Raw genomic sequence first — 15,224 nt, 5'->3', positions numbered from 1 at the left:
AATGAAGGGGTGGACACTATCAATGGTGGCGATGGTGATGACAGTATCTATGTGGTTAACAGCGTAGATCAAGTTGACGGTGGTACAGGAGTGGATGTTTTGGATATTGATACCACCTCCATCACCAGCAACGTCACCATCTTGTACACCAGTGCTAGCACTGGCGGCACAATTTCGGATGGCATCACCACCAGAACCATTAAAAATATCGAAGATGCCAGAATTGATACAGGTATTGGCAACGACACCATCAACTTATCGGCTTTGGCGAGTGAGGTGACAGTTTACGGTGGTGCTGGGAATGATGTGATTACTGGCACTAACGTTGATGATTCTTTCTTCGGTGATTACCTCTATGGTGAAGCCGGGAACGACACCCTCAATGGTGGCGCAGGTGATGACGTTCTTTATGGCGGTACTGGATTCGATCGTTTTGTCTTTAGCTCTTTGGCTAATGGAATTGATAGGATCTATGATTTTAGCGTGGTTGATGATACTATCGTTGTCTCTGCTGCTGGTTTTGGTGGGGGATTGGTTGCTGGTGCTGCGATCGCAACTAATCAATTTGTTATCGGTACAGCAGCCACTACAGCTAATCAGCGTTTTATTTACTCTCAAAGCAATGGCGCGCTCTTCTTTGATAGAGATGGTACAGGCTCATCTGCACAAGTTCAAATTGCTAGTCTCAGTACCGGACTAGCTTTAACTAATGCTGATATCTTTGTTAGTGCTTAGTTAGGCAATTTTTATTTCATTCCAAGTTACAGCCAACGATAGTAATCTTGGATGAGAGTAAAGAGTAGGACGTGGGGAATTGAAAATCAATTCCCCTTTTATAAAAATTGGTAATTATCTATAGTTTGACCAATTTTATGTATAAACTCAATTGGATAATTGAAAAAAATAATTTGAATACAATATAAATAAATACAATATCAATTATTAATTTATAGTAGATTAACAATTACTCGCTTGTATAAACTCAATCCAAGTCTTATTAAACAGGTGTTGCGCTACATTCAAATAGGACTTACGCAGACTCTACGATTTTTTGGCGTTCTTGGCGACTTGGCGGTTCGATAAATTAAGCTTTTTGAGAATTTTTGCGTAAGTCCTGTCAAACACTAGTAAAATTATAAATTCACCCATCAACAAGCATATAAAAAAGTGTTTTTTGAAACAAACTTAGGCTCGAATTAAGATTTTAATAACAAATATTGAATTTTGGATATTTATTTTAGTGCGGAATATCTATTACGTGCAAATGGAAGATTAGTAGTTTAAAAAATCACCTGATTCATCAAGGTAATTATGACATCAATAGCAGGTAAGATAGTGCTTTTAACTGGAGCATCTGGTGGTATTGGCTCATTTATTGCCCATGCTTTAGCAAAAGAGCAAGCTACTGTAGTCGCTGTTTCTCGCTCACAAATAAAACTCAATGATATATGTACAGAAATAGAAGCTTCAGGTTGTAAAGCTATCAGCATACCATTTGATATTAGCCAAGTAGCAGAATTACCAAATTTAGTGCAGCAAATTAATCAAATTGCCGGAGGAATTGATATTTTAATTAATAATGCTGCTATTGAAAAATATCGACCTTTTCATCAATATACTTTGCCAGATATTCAGTCTATTTTGACTACAAATCTGATTGCTAGCATGGAATTAACACGTTTGATTTTACCAAGTATGTTAGCTCGCAATAGTGGTCATATTGTGAATATTGCTTCTGGTTCCGGCAAAAAAGGAATGCCTTATAACAGCATTTATTCAGCCAGTAAAGCAGGTTTAATTATGTGGACTGATGCTTTGCGCCAAGAATTAGCTGATACAAATATTGGCGTATCGGTTGTGTGTCCTGGCTATACTGCTGCAGGAATGTTTTCGGCTTTAGGAGTAGCTGCGCCTAGTTTAGCGCGTGTTGCACCACCAAAAGAAGTGGCGATCGCAATTTTAAATGCCATCAAACAAAACCAAGCCGAAGTAATTGTAGATGGCTTTGTTTCAAAAATTTTATTTTCTAACTTCCAGCTTTTTCCTAAGTTTGGTGACTTAGTTTTTCAGTGGATAGGTGTAAAAGCAGTCAACAAAATTTGTGCTGAAAAGCAAATGCGTGGTTCATAGCTTAATAACTCTATGGTGGGCATAAATCACTAAATTCTGATTTATATAGGACTCATATTTGATTTTTGAAATACACGTAGGATGTGTTAGCGCGATTCGTAACACATCTACTGCAAATCTTATAATGCGTTACGGCTTACGCCTAACACTTACTACATATACTAATCTGCTTAATTATTTGGGGTAAAAATGTCGCATAATCATTACGATTTTATCATCATTGGTACTGGTGCGGGTGGTGGTACTTTAGCATATAAGTTAGCACCCAGTGGTAAGAAAATTTTAGTATTAGAACAAGGCGATTTCTTACCTAGAGAAAAGCAAAATTGGGATACCAAACAAGTTTTACAAAAAGGACGTTATCGTACCAGCGATATTTGGTATGACAAAGATGGTAAACCTATCAATCCAGCCGCGCATTATTATGTAGGTGGCAATACAAAGTTTTATGGTGGTGCGCTGTTTAGATTACGCGAACAAGACTTTGAAAAAGTGCTTCATCAAGGTGGAATTTCTCCTGAATGGCCTTTAAAATATCAAGATTTCGCCCCTTATTATGACCAAGCAGAGAAACTCTACGAGGTACATGGTAAACGTGGTTTAGACCCCACCGAACCACCAACTAATCAAGATTATCCTTTTGCGGCTATTAGTCACGAACCTTATATTGAAGAAATTTATTACAGTCTCAAAAACCAAGGTTTACATCCCTTTAATTTGCCTTTAGCTGTTAAATTAAACGAAGTTCATCGCCATTTAAGTGCTTGTATTCGTTGTGATACGTGCGATGGTTTTCCTTGTATGATTAATGCTAAAGGTGATGCTGATGTTAATGGTATACGTCCCGCGATCGCCTATAATCATCTCACATTAATTACCCAAGCAAAAGTTACACGTTTACACACTAACGCTTCTGGTCGAGAAATCACCCAAGTAGAAGCAGAAATTAATGGTCAGCATCAAATATTTTCTGCCAATATTGTGGTTGTAGCTGGAGGTGCAATTAACTCCGCCGCATTATTATTAAAATCTGCCAACGACCAACACCCGCACGGTTTAGCTAACAGTTCTCAACTTGTCGGACGTAATTATATGGTACATAATTGTGCCGTAGTTATGACCTTAAGCACAAAATCTAATCCGACAGTTTTTCCCAAGACTTTAGCCCTTACCGATTTTTATTGGGGCGAAAAAGATTTTGACTATCCAATGGGTAGTGTACAATCTCTAGGCAATATTCATAAAGATAGAATTATTGCTTATGGGCCGCCATTAATGCCAAATATGGTAGCTGAAAAAATCGCTAACCATTCTATTGCTTGGTGGGTAATGAATGAAGATTTACCAGATGTGAATAATCGTGTATCTGTTCAGGACGATAAAATAGTTATTGACTATAAAAATAACAATGAAGTCGCATTTAATCGTTTAATTGAACGTTGGACAGAAATTTTAAAATCTATTAATCAAGATTCACAAAGTAAACAATTTTCATTACATATTACGCAAAATCTTAGTTTAGATGCAGTTGGACATCAATGCGGAACTTGTCGTTTTGGTGAAGACCCCAAAACTTCTGTATTAGATATTAATTGCCGCACCCACGATGTTGATAATCTCTATGTTGTTGATGGGAGTTTTTTCCCTTCTAGTGCTGCTGTTAATCCAGCGTTAACGATTATGGCTAATGCTTTGCGCGTAGGTGAACATCTGTTAGCAAGAATGAAATAGTTAATAGGAGATAGGGAACAGTCAGCTTTAATACTGCTACTTTTAGCCCACTGCATAGTCACTCATTTCACGCATGAAAGGAGGATAAAAACCTAGCACAATATCTTGTTTTGGTATGCCTAAACACATATCTTGCACCAAGCGACTGAAGTCGCGGCTACACAGGCAAAACACGCCTGCGCGGGTTCCAAACCCTTGATATTGCGTTAGTCCGCGTAGGCGGACTTCGTTTGTATAGCCACGAATTCTATTCGCTGGGACTAGGTGCAAGATGTGAATAAATCAACTAAATCTGCCGCAATATCATGTTCTGTTGAATTGTAAAAAATCCAGATTTTTTCATTCCGAATGTCAATATGTATCACACAGTGATGCACCCAGCGCTTATTCTGCCACCCTAAATGCACAATTTGGTAATGATTTCGCTGCGTATCAAAAATAGTCTCAACCTCAATTTCACCATAAGCTGGCTTACTTTGTGCGTAACCCATTAACAATTGCTGTACAATTTGCTGATATTTAGTTAATTTATCCCTCACTCCTTCCATACAACAGAAAATCCGATTTAGAGGTGCAATTAAAACCTATCACACCAAGCTATCATAGCTCGAAAAATTAAAACTCCTACCATTTAGGTAGGAGTAGCCAACAAGGATGTTATTTATTTACAATCCTCTGTTTAAACAAGTGTTGGTTTTTTACCCTTTGTGGTTTCCACAACCTCGTAAAGCTTGGCTTCAAACTTCTCCATACAACTAGACCAATCATACTGAAGGATAGAAGGACGAGCCTCTTTACTCATAGCGGCTTTGAGTTCAGGATTCTCGAGAATTGCAATCACCTTTTGAGCAAAATCTGCTGGGTTATTCGGTTCTGCTAAAAAGCCATTACGACCAACAAATACTTGTTCTGATGTTGAGGGTGCAGTCACCGCGACTACAGGAGTTCCTGAAGCTAAAGCTTCGTTAGTTGTCGTGCAGAAGTTTTCTGTCACAGAGGGGTTAACAAATACATCTGCACGGGCAAACCAACCAAGTAATTCTGTACCGTGAGACTCACCCCAAATAGTAATTCCCGAGCCGAATTTTGCTGCACGTCGGCGGATTTCTGCATCTAAGGGGCCGCTACCCACAATCACTAAATGGACATCGGGAATTTTGGCAGCAATGCTAGGAAAAGCATCGATAAGTTGGGTGACATTTTTTTCTGCTGTCACACGTCCGACAAACAATAATGTCGGTCTGTTGTCGTTAGGAATGGGGTCATGAACTATGTTACGCGGGTGGAATTTCTCGCAGTTAATTCCTTGATAAGGTAAATATTCACTACGTTTACATTGTAGTTTTTGATATTTAATTAATTGTTCGCGGGAAGAAAATAAATTGAGGTCGTAAGTCTCACTAAACTGCTTCACCAAAAGGGGAATAATTGGACGTAAAAAGCTGAAAAATACATCTCCTAAGTAATATCTGATATAAGCAACGATATCAGTGTGAAAAACAGAGATGATTGGTGTGTGGTTTTTTTTGGCGTATTTCACACCCACAGGACGACCATATCCTTGTAAAAAGCCTGAGTATAATCCTCGCATTTGGGCAGCTTCTTCAACCACAATAATATCTGGTTGAAATTGCGCCAATAATTTAGTATCACTCCAATGGCGATAGTTTAATGGTTGGGGTAGAGACTTATAAAAGATTAACGGTTGTGTGGGAAATGAGTAAGCAGAAAAATTAGGAAAAGATTGTAACTCTTCTAGCCCAGGCATGGGGCGATCGCTAATTTTTTTGGGATACTTATTGTTAATTTGGGGGTGAACCAGCAAAACTTGATGTCCCTGTTGTAGCAACCAGCGAACTCTCTGATGGACTGCTACAGAAACCCCTGTGAGGAAAGGTGCGTACAATCCTGTAAATAAAGCAATGCGTAGCTTTTGCTGAGGCATAATTGGAGTTAATTTGTTATTTTTTGAGAGCTAAATCAGTGTTGAAAAACTGAACTACCTACTCACACCAAAAAGAATTAAATTGAGGATTTACGCATTGACAACCTGTTACACATAAAGCTTGCATATTTAATGGTGTTGACCGTTGACAGTGAACGGCCAACAACCCTATGAAGTGGTGATGTGTTTTAGCTTAGAGATTCATTTGTGATGCTCAGTTTAGAGAGAAATTTTGCGATCGCTTGGTTGATCTATCATCTGATAAGGACGATATTCTAACAGTCGGATATTCCAAGGGCCTTGAACTTGATAAGTCACGCCACGCCAATGGACTGTAGGCATCTGAAACGATGCTAGCATTGCTAACCCATAAATCCATTGGGTAAAGGGAAGCGCTAGAGCTATTTTCAAAATGACGGCTACAGATAATTTTGTCACCTGTTGACCTTGAGCGCGAATTTCTGGTTGTACTGCTAACTCTAAAATTAGAATTAGCATAACTAACGCCAGCATATAGCTAACATACCAACTAAAAGCTAAATTCGCACTATCTCCATCTCCACTTAAGAAGGCAATAAAGAATACTATCAGTAAGAGATTTGGCAACAAAATTGTAAACAGCACATCAGCTGCTACAGCCGACCATAAAGGATGGTACAAGCGTGAAGATAACAATTGACGTTGAAACCAGTATCTTAAACTTGGTAAATCACACTCTTCCTTATTCAACATAATCAAAGAAGGCACAAACTTAACTTGCAGTTTGTGTTTACCCAAGACACTCCGAATCATCGTATCTTCGCCAAAAGCTTTACTCCATTTATCTAGCAGTCCAGTTTGACGCAACACGGCTGTTTTAATCGCCAAAGTTCCGCCCCAAGGAATGCCATAGAGAAACATTTGTACAAGTGCCGATACATTCCAAATGTAGCGTACTAAAGTACCCCAATACCTACCAGTTGGAATGTACCAACGATTGCCTGTAGTTGCGCCTACTTTGGGGTTATTGAGAGGTGTAACTAATTGCCGCAGCCAATTGGGATGCACGACTGTATCAGCATCAACTAAAGCCACAACCTCGTAAGACTCATCGAGTTCTGAGACAGCCTGGATAAGGGAACTACATTTGAGACTGCAAGTGTTGTGGACTATTTTGAGTGGTTTTATTTCAACATTAGTTGCGCCTATTGCGTTGATAGTATCGTGGGCAATTTGCCATGCAGGGTCTTCGACACTATCAACAACTAACTTAATATCATATTGAGGATAGTTCTGATGAATTAGCGATCGCAAGCAATTTGGTAAAAACGGATCAGCACCACGTAGACAAAGAATCACCGCCGTTTTTGGCAGTTCTTTATCTAATAATGGGTCTTGTGGTTGTGAAGATAGACACCACAATAACGCCAGTACAGAACACACCTGAATTCCTAACCAACTCAACAAACACCTAGACAAAAATATTATCAACTCATTCATGTTTGATAAACTCTACGCAATTGCATCTGAAACATGAGCCATAAATGACTCTTTTGACTCAACAAAATAAACAGTCAACTGACGCAGGATTTACACAGAGTTTGTTAGGATTTTGGACTTTTAGATCCCCCCAGTGGTTTACCAACCCAAAATTACTGTGTAGCCCCAGCAAGGGAGCAGGGGGGAAGGAAATTACTCTCTCCTCTGCCCCTCTGCTCCCCTGCCAACCACCTAGCAAAGTTGCCTTGCCAGACTAATAGCCTCTCACAAAGATATTTTGCTATCTACTGGTTGATCCAAAAAATCATAGGCGTGGTATTCAACTAATCGGATATTCCAAGGGCCTTGCACACGATAAATTGCACCCCGCCATTTAACAGTGGATCTCAACAAAGAAGCAAGCATAGCTAAACCATACACCCATTGTGTCAACGGGACGACAAGCAACATTTTTAATATTGCGCCAACTGATAATTTCGCAGCTGTTTGACCTTGCGCCAAGATTACTGGTCTAACTCCTAACTCTAATACCAACATGAGCAAGAGTAGTCCAACAGTGTAGATGCTATAAGAGCGAAACAATAAAGCTGCTGTTTGCCATTGTTCATCCCACAATGCTATTAGCAATAACACAACGACTGTAGTCGGAAATAAAATACTAGAAACTAAATCACCAATTACAGCTAACCATTGAGGGTGATAAAGTCGAGAGTATAAAAAAAGGCGTTTGAGATGATCGATTAAGCCTAATAAATCACACTCTTCTCGATTGAGCATGACTAAAGAAGGGACAAACTTGATTTGCATTCCGTGTTTTTTCAAAACTTTGTGCATCATCAAGTCTTCATTCAAAGCTTTTCCCCACATATCCAGCATTCCTGTGTGGCGCAATACTTCTGTTTTGACTGCTAAAGTACCACCCCAAGGAATGCCAAATAAAAACATCTGGACAACTGTAGAGACATTACCTGCATAGCGCACTAAAGAACCCCAATACTTACCACTGGGTATATACCAACGATTACCCGTAGTCGCGCCTACTTTGGGATGAGATAAAGGACTAACTAATTCTCGTAACCAGTTAGAATGAACTACTGTATCCGCATCAACAAAAGCCACCACTTCGTAAGTATCATCTAATTCGGAAATGACTTGTAATAGTGCGCTACATTTAAGACTACAATTGTGGCGAATTACTCTTAAATAATTGATTTCAGCGTTTTTTGCTCCTAACTGATGAATTGTATCGGAGGCTATTTGCCAGGCTGGGTCTGCTTGACTATCAACAATGAGCTTTAAAGTATATTGTGCATAGTTTTGCGTGAGAAGCGATCGCAAACATTCAGACAAAAACGGATCGGCTCCACGTAAACAAAGAATCACCGCCGTTTTGGGTAGTTGCTCATCTGATAATATTGTTTTTTTGCCCAAGTGCAAGTACAACAAAAATACAATCGCTAGACACACCTGAATAGCCAGCCAACTCAGCAAAGACTTAGACAGGAATATCGTCAAAGCTTCCATGAATTTAGAGGAAAGGGGTTGAGGAGGGGTGTAGGGGTGTGAGGGTGTAAGGGGGTAGGGATGGAAATAAAAACGGATGATATTTACAAACCATCTTTTCATCCCCTATACCCATATACCCAGCTTTAACCAGAGTAGTTATTAAGGATCTAAAGAGTATTTCATGACTATATTTATGCTAGTGTTTTTGTTAACTACAAAGCTAGCGTCACGAAATTTTGGTGTACCTGTTTGAACAGAAACAGTAGGATTTTTAGAAATACCAAAGCCTTCTTTAGGGATACCGAAGAAGTCTGTATTTAATTTGCGATCGCCATTTTGATCGTCAACAATTGCTACTGCATACGTACCATGTTTTAAACCAGTGAATTTTTTAACTACAGTGTTACCTGTAATTTTGGCACAACCACTTTGGACTTCACTTTTATCGCTCATTGGGAAACCTTTTTCGCCAGCGTAAATGCGGAAGCACACATCACCTTTTTGATGGCGAATATTTTTGACGACAATAGTGAGGGTTGCAGTTTGTTCTGCGGTTACTGGTTTAATACAATAAATGCTGATTAAAGAAGAAAGTACAAAGTAAGACCAATGTGCAATTTTACGCATGATGATTCATGAAGAGGTAATGTTTATCTTTTAACGCAGAGGTGCGCTGAGGTTAACGCGGAGGTACGCTAAGTATCTACCTAATCTCTGGACTATTTACTCTGCGTCTTTGGTGCTCTTGGCGGTTCGTAAAAAAATTAAGTCAATGATAGCCGATTACACTACTTAACTAATTTTTGAATGTCTGTTTTCTGCACCCATTCCGATGTTCTCCGCAAGCCTTCTTCTAGATCAATTTTGGGTTTGTAATCTAATACAGTTTGGGCTTTAGCAATAGAATAAGCGTAGGGGCGGGTCATAAAATCAACTGATTCTGGGAGAATATCAGCTTTTTTCCGAAATAGTTTTTGTCCTTGACTGCGGATTTTGAGAAATAGTTTGATTTCATCTTTGGGTACAGACATCGGAGTCTGTAAACCTTCAGTTGCAGCCAAGCGCATGAAATACTCTTTCCAGGTAGTTTGTTGACCGTCGGTAATGTTAAAAACTTCGCCGTAAGCTTCTTTTTGAATGGCTAAAAAGATGGCATCAATCAGATTATCTATATATAGATGGTTGATGACTCCTTGACCATCGTTAGCATAAGCAAATAGCTTTTGACGCATCATCAAAAGTGGTCTGATGATCCAAGGGATACAGCCAGGGCCATAGACATCACCAGCACGAATTACAATCACACCAAAGTCTGGCGGAGAGTTGAGGGGTAACAATTCTTGTTCGGCTTCGATTTTGGTCTGACAGTAAGGATTATTATCGCCAGATAACGGGCCAGTTTCGCTTATGCCGTTGGGATAATCAAAGCCATATACCATCGTACTGGAGAGATGGACGAAGGTTTTAACACCAGCATTTTTGGCGGCTTTTGCTATGTTGAGAGTACCGTTAACGTTGATGTCGCGGAACTCTTTGATGGGGCCTGCTTCTTGGGTAAGTTGTGCTGTGTGGAGAACGATATCGACTCCCTGACAAGCTTTTTGGGCAATTTTTGGGTCGGTAATGTTACCCGCGATCGCTTCTACATTGAGATTTTGTGGTATCTTGCGATCGCTAGAACTTTGCAACCCGCGCACTTTCATTCCCTGCGCTATGGCTAACTCGGCTGCACGCAACCCGATAAAATCATCAATCCCAGTAATCAGGAGAGTTTTGTTTTGTAAGTTCATCAGGGGTTATTATTTTACTAAAGTTTGAATCTTCACATAGAAGCATGAAGCTAAAGCCTGAATTAATTTCATACTTCATACTTCATACTTTTAGAAAATATCTGCCGGGTCAGCAGAACGCAATTTATTAATCGCCAGTGCGCCAGATGTAATACACATCAAGACTGCTGAGATAAAAACTATCAAGGCATTTGTAGCATTCATCATGATGGGTAATTTTGTTGACTCCATTGCAAAGTCGTACAAAATTATGGAAGTTAAAAATCCGGGAATATATGAGAGAAATGCCAAGATTAATGCTTGTTGAAATACAACTTTTAACAAATAAGAATTGGGATAACCAATGGCTTTTAATGTCGCATAAGCAATAAATTGAGTGGCAATATTACTGTAGAGAATTTGATAAACAATCACTACACCTACAACAGAAGCCATTGTTAACATTAGGTTTAAAATAAAACCAATTGGTGTTCTATCAGCCCAATATTGTTTCTCAAAGTTGATAAAGCCTTGACGAGTAAAAACTAGAACATCATTCGGTAAATTGGCTTGCAAACTCTTGAGAACTTTTTCTTTATCAGCACCAGGTTTGAGAGTAATGATACCGATGTCAATTTTTTCGGCTGGGCGAGTATTGGGATTTATCCGCAAAAAAGTCGAGTCGCTGACAATTAAGTTTCCATCTACACCAAAGGAAGGGCCTAAGCTAAATAATCCCCCGACTCGCACGTTATAGCCAATTGGCCCATCAAAAGGAAAGATTTCAATTGTCTGTTCTGTATCTCCTTTATCAAAATTCGCAGCAATTGGCCCAAATTCTGGACGAGAATCGCGGTCAAATAGCATAACATCAGGAATTTTGAGCTTGTCCAAATTCTGCTCAATTTCTGGGATATTTAGTACCGGATTTCCTGGGTCAAAGCCAATCACATAAATAGAATATTTCTCGCCATTGACAGGATTTTTTAACTTGGCAAATTGCAAGTACATAGTGCTAACAGAGTCAACACCATCAAACCCCAAAGATTGATATAAACGAGTGCGAGAAAAGCTTTGATTAGATGTTAAAGACTTATATTGTGAACTAACTAAAAATAAGTCCCCGCGTAGGCTTTGATGAACGGCGGTTGCACTAGAATACAGTGCATCTTGAAACCCTAGCTGGACAAACATTAGCAGCACAATGAAGGCAATTCCGGCTACAGCAACGACAAAACGAATCTTTTGTTGGGCAAGCTGTAGCCATGCTAAAGGAATCTTGAAATTCATGGATTCATTTGTTATTTGTTATTTGGTAAGAATTCAGGAATCAGAATTCAGCGTCTGCTATACATGAATTTTCATAGTATTGCTGATCAATTCTGACTTCTAGATTTGAGATTCTGAATTCTTATATTCTTGGTTATTGTGACCATTGACTATTGACTAAATTTGAATAGATACATCCACTTGCAGATTTGTCATTCGAGCTACTTTTTGACTATCTGCGGGGTTATCGAGAGAGATTTTGACTTCAACAATTCTGCGGTCTGTATCAGACCTGGGGTTGAGGCTAAAAATGCTTTGTTTGTCAACTTGCCAACCAATTTCTTTCACAGTTCCTTGCAATTTTCCAGCAAATGCAGCACTGGTAATAGATGCTTTTTGACCTATACGTACTTTTTGAATATCGGTTTGATACACTTCTGCAACTACATACATTTGCGATATCTTACCGATTTCTGCAAAACCAGAAGTATTGATAACTTCGCCAGTTTTGGCGTGAATTTTGAGAATTTTACCGTCAATGGGAGCTTTAATGTATGTTAATTCGTAGTCAGCTTTGGCTTGTTTAATTCCTGTGACAGCACTTTTAACTTCTGTTTGCGCGGCTTCAACATCTACAGAACGCACTTCTTTAATACTGCTGAGTCTGGCTTGCGCTTCTTTTTGTTGGTCTTGTAGGGTGTTTTGTGTACGAGTCAGAGCAGCTTGAGCTTCGGTAAGTTGTTGCTGTGTGGTTTTGAGTTGTAAGGCTTTGCTGTCGGCGACAGACGCCGCGATCGCACCTTGTTTGTATAATTGCTGATAGCGATCGTTTTCTTTTTGAGCGTTATCAACTTCCGCTTTGATACGGTTAATAGTTGCTTGTTGTGTGGCAACTTCTCCTTTTAATTGAGATGCTAAATTCGCAATGCTGGCTTTTTGCGCCTCGATATCTCCAGATTTTGCCCCAGCTTTGACTTGTGCTAATTTAGCTTTGGCAACTTGTAATTTATCTAAAGATTGTTGTAAGGCTGCTGTGGCGCGGTCATAATCTTCTAAATACGCCAATACCTGCCCAGCTTTGACTTCATCTCCTTCTTTGACCAACAGTTTTTCCACACGTACACCGTTGATAGAATTAGGTGCAGACAAAAAAGTAACTTCACCTTCTGGCTGTAAACGTCCTAAAGCGGTGACTGCAACTTTTACAGGCGCGGGTTTTGGTGTTGTCGCCTGAGTAGTTTGCACTGCAACACGATTTGATTTTGGTGCAACAGTGTAAAAAGTTCCTAGCCCAGCCACAGCTACAGTAATAGAAGCTGCCAAAATTATTTGCCACCGACTCAAGGGTTTTGTAAACAAGTGGCCGTATCTTTTTAGTGCCATATTTTTATTCCAATCGTGCTATGCCAGGGAACAGCCGAAATGACTGATAATTAAGTAGAAAAATGAAGTCTGAAAATTTCCTTCTACTTCATAATTCACACTTCATACTTCATACTTGTTGTACGCCTTTACACCAATCTTGATAATTAATTGTGCGGATAACTAACAGAAGGCTGTACTCTAAATCTTTCTCAGTTTTAACTTAATTTCCTATCAAATCCAGTAGTCTAAATTACGATAACGCTAACCCAAAAATTTAAATTTTCTCAAATGAAGCGTTTAGAAAATTTGGATAAACTGTGTTCAATTATTGCAAAGTTGTTTACTATTGTCAACCAATTGACATTGCTTAAGTTAGGTTTTAATGACTCAGCCCTGCGGGTGTGAATAGGGAATAGGAAAAAATTAAAAGTAGGATTTCCTGATTATTTGTTACCAAAATTGTGTAATTACAAACACATTTTATAGGTAGCTTTTGTCAGACAGGTGAGGAAAATTAAAAAACACAAGTACCAGGAATAGTAAGAATTTTAACTCCTGGCTTCTGCCTTCTATATCGTCATAAATTTCAGGAACAAAATTCTAGATTTAAACTCACTAAATAAAATGTTTGAACTTGAATTCGCGTGTTATCTTGGTTGTTTTAACTGAACTTATATAAAAATGGTAATTATGCCTGTTATTGCTATCAATCAAATTCATATAGGTGCTAACCGCCGTCCTGTTAATGCTCATAAAGTTAGTGAGTTAAAAGAATCAATTAAAGCCAATGGTTTACTCAACCCCATCACAGTAGATCAGAATTTGACCTTGGTTGCTGGTTTACATCGCCTCACCGCTTGTCAGCTTTTGGGGTTAGAAAGCATCGAATGTAATGTTATTAACTATCAAGATGCTGACCAAGCGCGGCTGGCAGAAATTGACGAAAACCTTATTCGCAATGAGTTAGAACCCTTGGAGCGTTCAGAATTGTGGTTAGAGCGTGACCAGATTTTAGAGCGGATGGGGTTACGGGCGAAAGCGGGAGATAACCAACATACCCTCAAAGGTGGTGCAACCATTTCACCACCTAAAAGGACTATCGAATTGGCGAAGGAAGTTGGATACTCTGAGCGCACTTTTCAACATGGAAAGCAAATCGCTAAAAGTATCCATCCAGATGTGAAACAGATGATTAAAGGTACATCTCTAGCTGACAGTCCTACAATACTACTGAAAATTGCCAGGGCTGGTAGCGAAGAACGCAGTTTAGCCGAAACCGCACAAAAAGCTTTGGAATTAGCCCAAAAACAGGGAGATGAACCAGCAATTATCCAGCAAACACAATTAATTGCAGAAGCTAATAAAAAGCAAAAAGAGTTACAGATATCAGCCTTTAAAAGTGCTATGGCGGAGAAAGAAGCAAAATTAGCCATCAAAAAAGTGCAACGCCAGGTAGAACAAGCAATTGAGCAACCAAAAGCCAATGTAGAACCCGCCATCAAAGTTGGAGAAGAATGGATGTTGGGAAGACATTTGGTTTATTGTGGCGATACTTACACTTCACAGTTTCGGAATTTGTTACCTTCAGATGCAGCACTGGCGATCGCAACTGTATCCTCTACATGGCAACATAATTATTTAGTAGACGAAGCCAGGGTTGTAGCTGTCCTCCGTTCTGAAGGACAAATTTACGATTTTTACAAACATAACAAAATGCCATTTCAATATGAGTTGTTAGTAAATAACCTTTATATAGGCATTTTTTCACATCATGTGATCGCTAAACCCCAATCACCAATTCACATAGAAGGTATAGAAGGTGTTGTTAATTATTTAATAAATTTATACACCAGTCCCAATAATTTTATCATTGCGCCATTTATGGGGAATGGTGAAATATTGGCTACTTGTGAAAGGTTGGGACGCATCTGTTTTATTGGCGATGAAAATCAGCAATTAGTTAATCGCGGCGTGATGCGCTGGCAGCAATTGACTAGCAAGTTAGCAAAAAAAATGGTGAGTGTTTGATA

At 39.2% G+C, this 15,224-nt stretch carries 13 protein-coding genes; 4 read left to right on the top strand and 9 right to left on the bottom strand.

The genetic code is table 11. The annotated features are described in order from the left end of the window. From H6G69_RS34400 to H6G69_RS17385, 3 genes are all read left to right on the top strand, one after another. A partial coding sequence (locus tag H6G69_RS34400) for a calcium-binding protein (protein ID WP_190689704.1) occupies positions 1-735 on the top strand: 735 nt, incomplete at its 5' end. A 576-nt stretch (positions 736-1,311) separates the two neighbouring features. Next, positions 1,312-2,130 (top strand): SDR family oxidoreductase, encoded by an 819-nt coding sequence (locus tag H6G69_RS17390; RefSeq protein WP_190689701.1) that lies wholly within the window; start codon positions 1,312-1,314, stop codon positions 2,128-2,130. 189 nt (positions 2,131-2,319) lie between these two features. Then, on the top strand, positions 2,320-3,861 hold the full coding sequence (locus H6G69_RS17385; protein ID WP_190689698.1) for a GMC oxidoreductase: 1,542 nt from the start codon (positions 2,320-2,322) through the stop codon (positions 3,859-3,861). A gap of 42 nt (positions 3,862-3,903) precedes the next feature. Here H6G69_RS17385 and H6G69_RS33955 read toward each other — a convergent pair whose 3' ends face one another. The 9 genes from H6G69_RS33955 to H6G69_RS17340 all read right to left on the bottom strand — a co-directional run bounded on the left by H6G69_RS33955 (position 3,904) and on the right by H6G69_RS17340 (position 13,212). Continuing rightward, positions 3,904-4,131 carry an element excision factor XisI family protein gene (locus H6G69_RS33955; protein WP_242072093.1) on the bottom strand — a complete coding sequence of 76 codons (228 nt, stop codon included), beginning with the start codon at positions 4,129-4,131 and terminating at the stop codon, positions 3,904-3,906. Beyond that, entirely contained in the window at positions 4,122-4,409 is a 288-nt protein-coding gene (locus tag H6G69_RS17375; RefSeq protein ID WP_190689696.1) for a XisI protein, read from the bottom strand. Before H6G69_RS17375 ends, H6G69_RS33955 begins: the two co-directional genes overlap by 10 nt. A gap of 131 nt (positions 4,410-4,540) precedes the next feature. Next, a complete protein-coding gene (locus H6G69_RS17370; RefSeq protein ID WP_190689693.1) occupies positions 4,541-5,806 on the bottom strand; it encodes a glycosyltransferase in 1,266 nt (421 codons plus the stop codon). A 219-nt stretch (positions 5,807-6,025) separates the two neighbouring features. Further along, on the bottom strand, positions 6,026-7,285 hold the full coding sequence (locus H6G69_RS17365; protein ID WP_190689690.1) for a glycosyltransferase family 2 protein: 1,260 nt from the start codon (positions 7,283-7,285) through the stop codon (positions 6,026-6,028). Positions 7,286-7,549: 264 nt separating this feature from the next. After that, positions 7,550-8,809, bottom strand: a complete 1,260-nt coding sequence (locus H6G69_RS17360) for a glycosyltransferase family 2 protein (protein ID WP_190689687.1) — start codon at positions 8,807-8,809, stop codon at positions 7,550-7,552. Between the two features lie 141 nt (positions 8,810-8,950). Next, complete coding sequence (locus tag H6G69_RS17355; protein WP_190689684.1) at positions 8,951-9,418, bottom strand: DUF2141 domain-containing protein; 468 nt, start codon at positions 9,416-9,418, stop codon at positions 8,951-8,953. Between the two features lie 161 nt (positions 9,419-9,579). Next, the gene (locus tag H6G69_RS17350) at positions 9,580-10,581 is read right to left on the bottom strand and encodes an NAD(P)-dependent oxidoreductase (RefSeq protein ID WP_190689681.1); all 1,002 of its coding nucleotides are present in this window, start codon (positions 10,579-10,581) and stop codon (positions 9,580-9,582) included. A 90-nt stretch (positions 10,582-10,671) separates the two neighbouring features. After that, positions 10,672-11,850, bottom strand: coding sequence for an ABC transporter permease DevC (devC, locus tag H6G69_RS17345; protein WP_190689678.1), 1,179 nt, complete (start codon positions 11,848-11,850; stop codon positions 10,672-10,674). A gap of 156 nt (positions 11,851-12,006) precedes the next feature. Further along, positions 12,007-13,212: an ABC exporter membrane fusion protein gene (locus H6G69_RS17340; protein WP_190689675.1), complete on the bottom strand. Its 1,206-nt coding sequence runs from the start codon at positions 13,210-13,212 to the stop codon at positions 12,007-12,009. Between the two features lie 672 nt (positions 13,213-13,884). Between H6G69_RS17340 and H6G69_RS17335 the strand changes: the two genes are divergently transcribed. Beyond that, positions 13,885-15,222 (top strand): ParB N-terminal domain-containing protein, encoded by a 1,338-nt coding sequence (locus tag H6G69_RS17335; RefSeq protein ID WP_190689672.1) that lies wholly within the window; start codon positions 13,885-13,887, stop codon positions 15,220-15,222. Positions 15,223-15,224 lie beyond the last annotated feature (2 nt).

It is taken from the genome of Nostoc sp. FACHB-110, from assembly GCF_014697425.1.
GTDB lineage: Bacteria > Cyanobacteriota > Cyanobacteriia > Cyanobacteriales > Nostocaceae > Nostoc_B.
Note: the sequence above shows the minus strand (reverse complement) of the source record. Positions and strands in the feature narration are given on the sequence as shown.

Excerpts from the sequence above, each read along its gene's own strand:
- H6G69_RS17390 (WP_190689701.1), top strand. The coding sequence starts at position 1,312 with ATGACATCAATAGCAGGTAAGATAGTGCTTTTAACTGGAGCATCTGGT.
- H6G69_RS17385 (WP_190689698.1), top strand. The coding sequence starts at position 2,320 with ATGTCGCATAATCATTACGATTTTATCATCATTGGTACTGGTGCGGGT.
- H6G69_RS17375 (WP_190689696.1), bottom strand. The coding sequence starts at position 4,409 with ATGGAAGGAGTGAGGGATAAATTAACTAAATATCAGCAAATTGTACAG.
- H6G69_RS17370 (WP_190689693.1), bottom strand. The coding sequence starts at position 5,806 with ATGCCTCAGCAAAAGCTACGCATTGCTTTATTTACAGGATTGTACGCA.
- H6G69_RS17365 (WP_190689690.1), bottom strand. The coding sequence starts at position 7,285 with ATGAATGAGTTGATAATATTTTTGTCTAGGTGTTTGTTGAGTTGGTTA.
- H6G69_RS17360 (WP_190689687.1), bottom strand. The coding sequence starts at position 8,809 with ATGGAAGCTTTGACGATATTCCTGTCTAAGTCTTTGCTGAGTTGGCTG.
- H6G69_RS17355 (WP_190689684.1), bottom strand. The coding sequence starts at position 9,418 with ATGCGTAAAATTGCACATTGGTCTTACTTTGTACTTTCTTCTTTAATC.
- H6G69_RS17350 (WP_190689681.1), bottom strand. The coding sequence starts at position 10,581 with ATGAACTTACAAAACAAAACTCTCCTGATTACTGGGATTGATGATTTT.
- devC (WP_190689678.1), bottom strand. The coding sequence starts at position 11,850 with ATGAATTTCAAGATTCCTTTAGCATGGCTACAGCTTGCCCAACAAAAG.
- H6G69_RS17340 (WP_190689675.1), bottom strand. The coding sequence starts at position 13,212 with ATGGCACTAAAAAGATACGGCCACTTGTTTACAAAACCCTTGAGTCGG.
- H6G69_RS17335 (WP_190689672.1), top strand. The coding sequence starts at position 13,885 with ATGCCTGTTATTGCTATCAATCAAATTCATATAGGTGCTAACCGCCGT.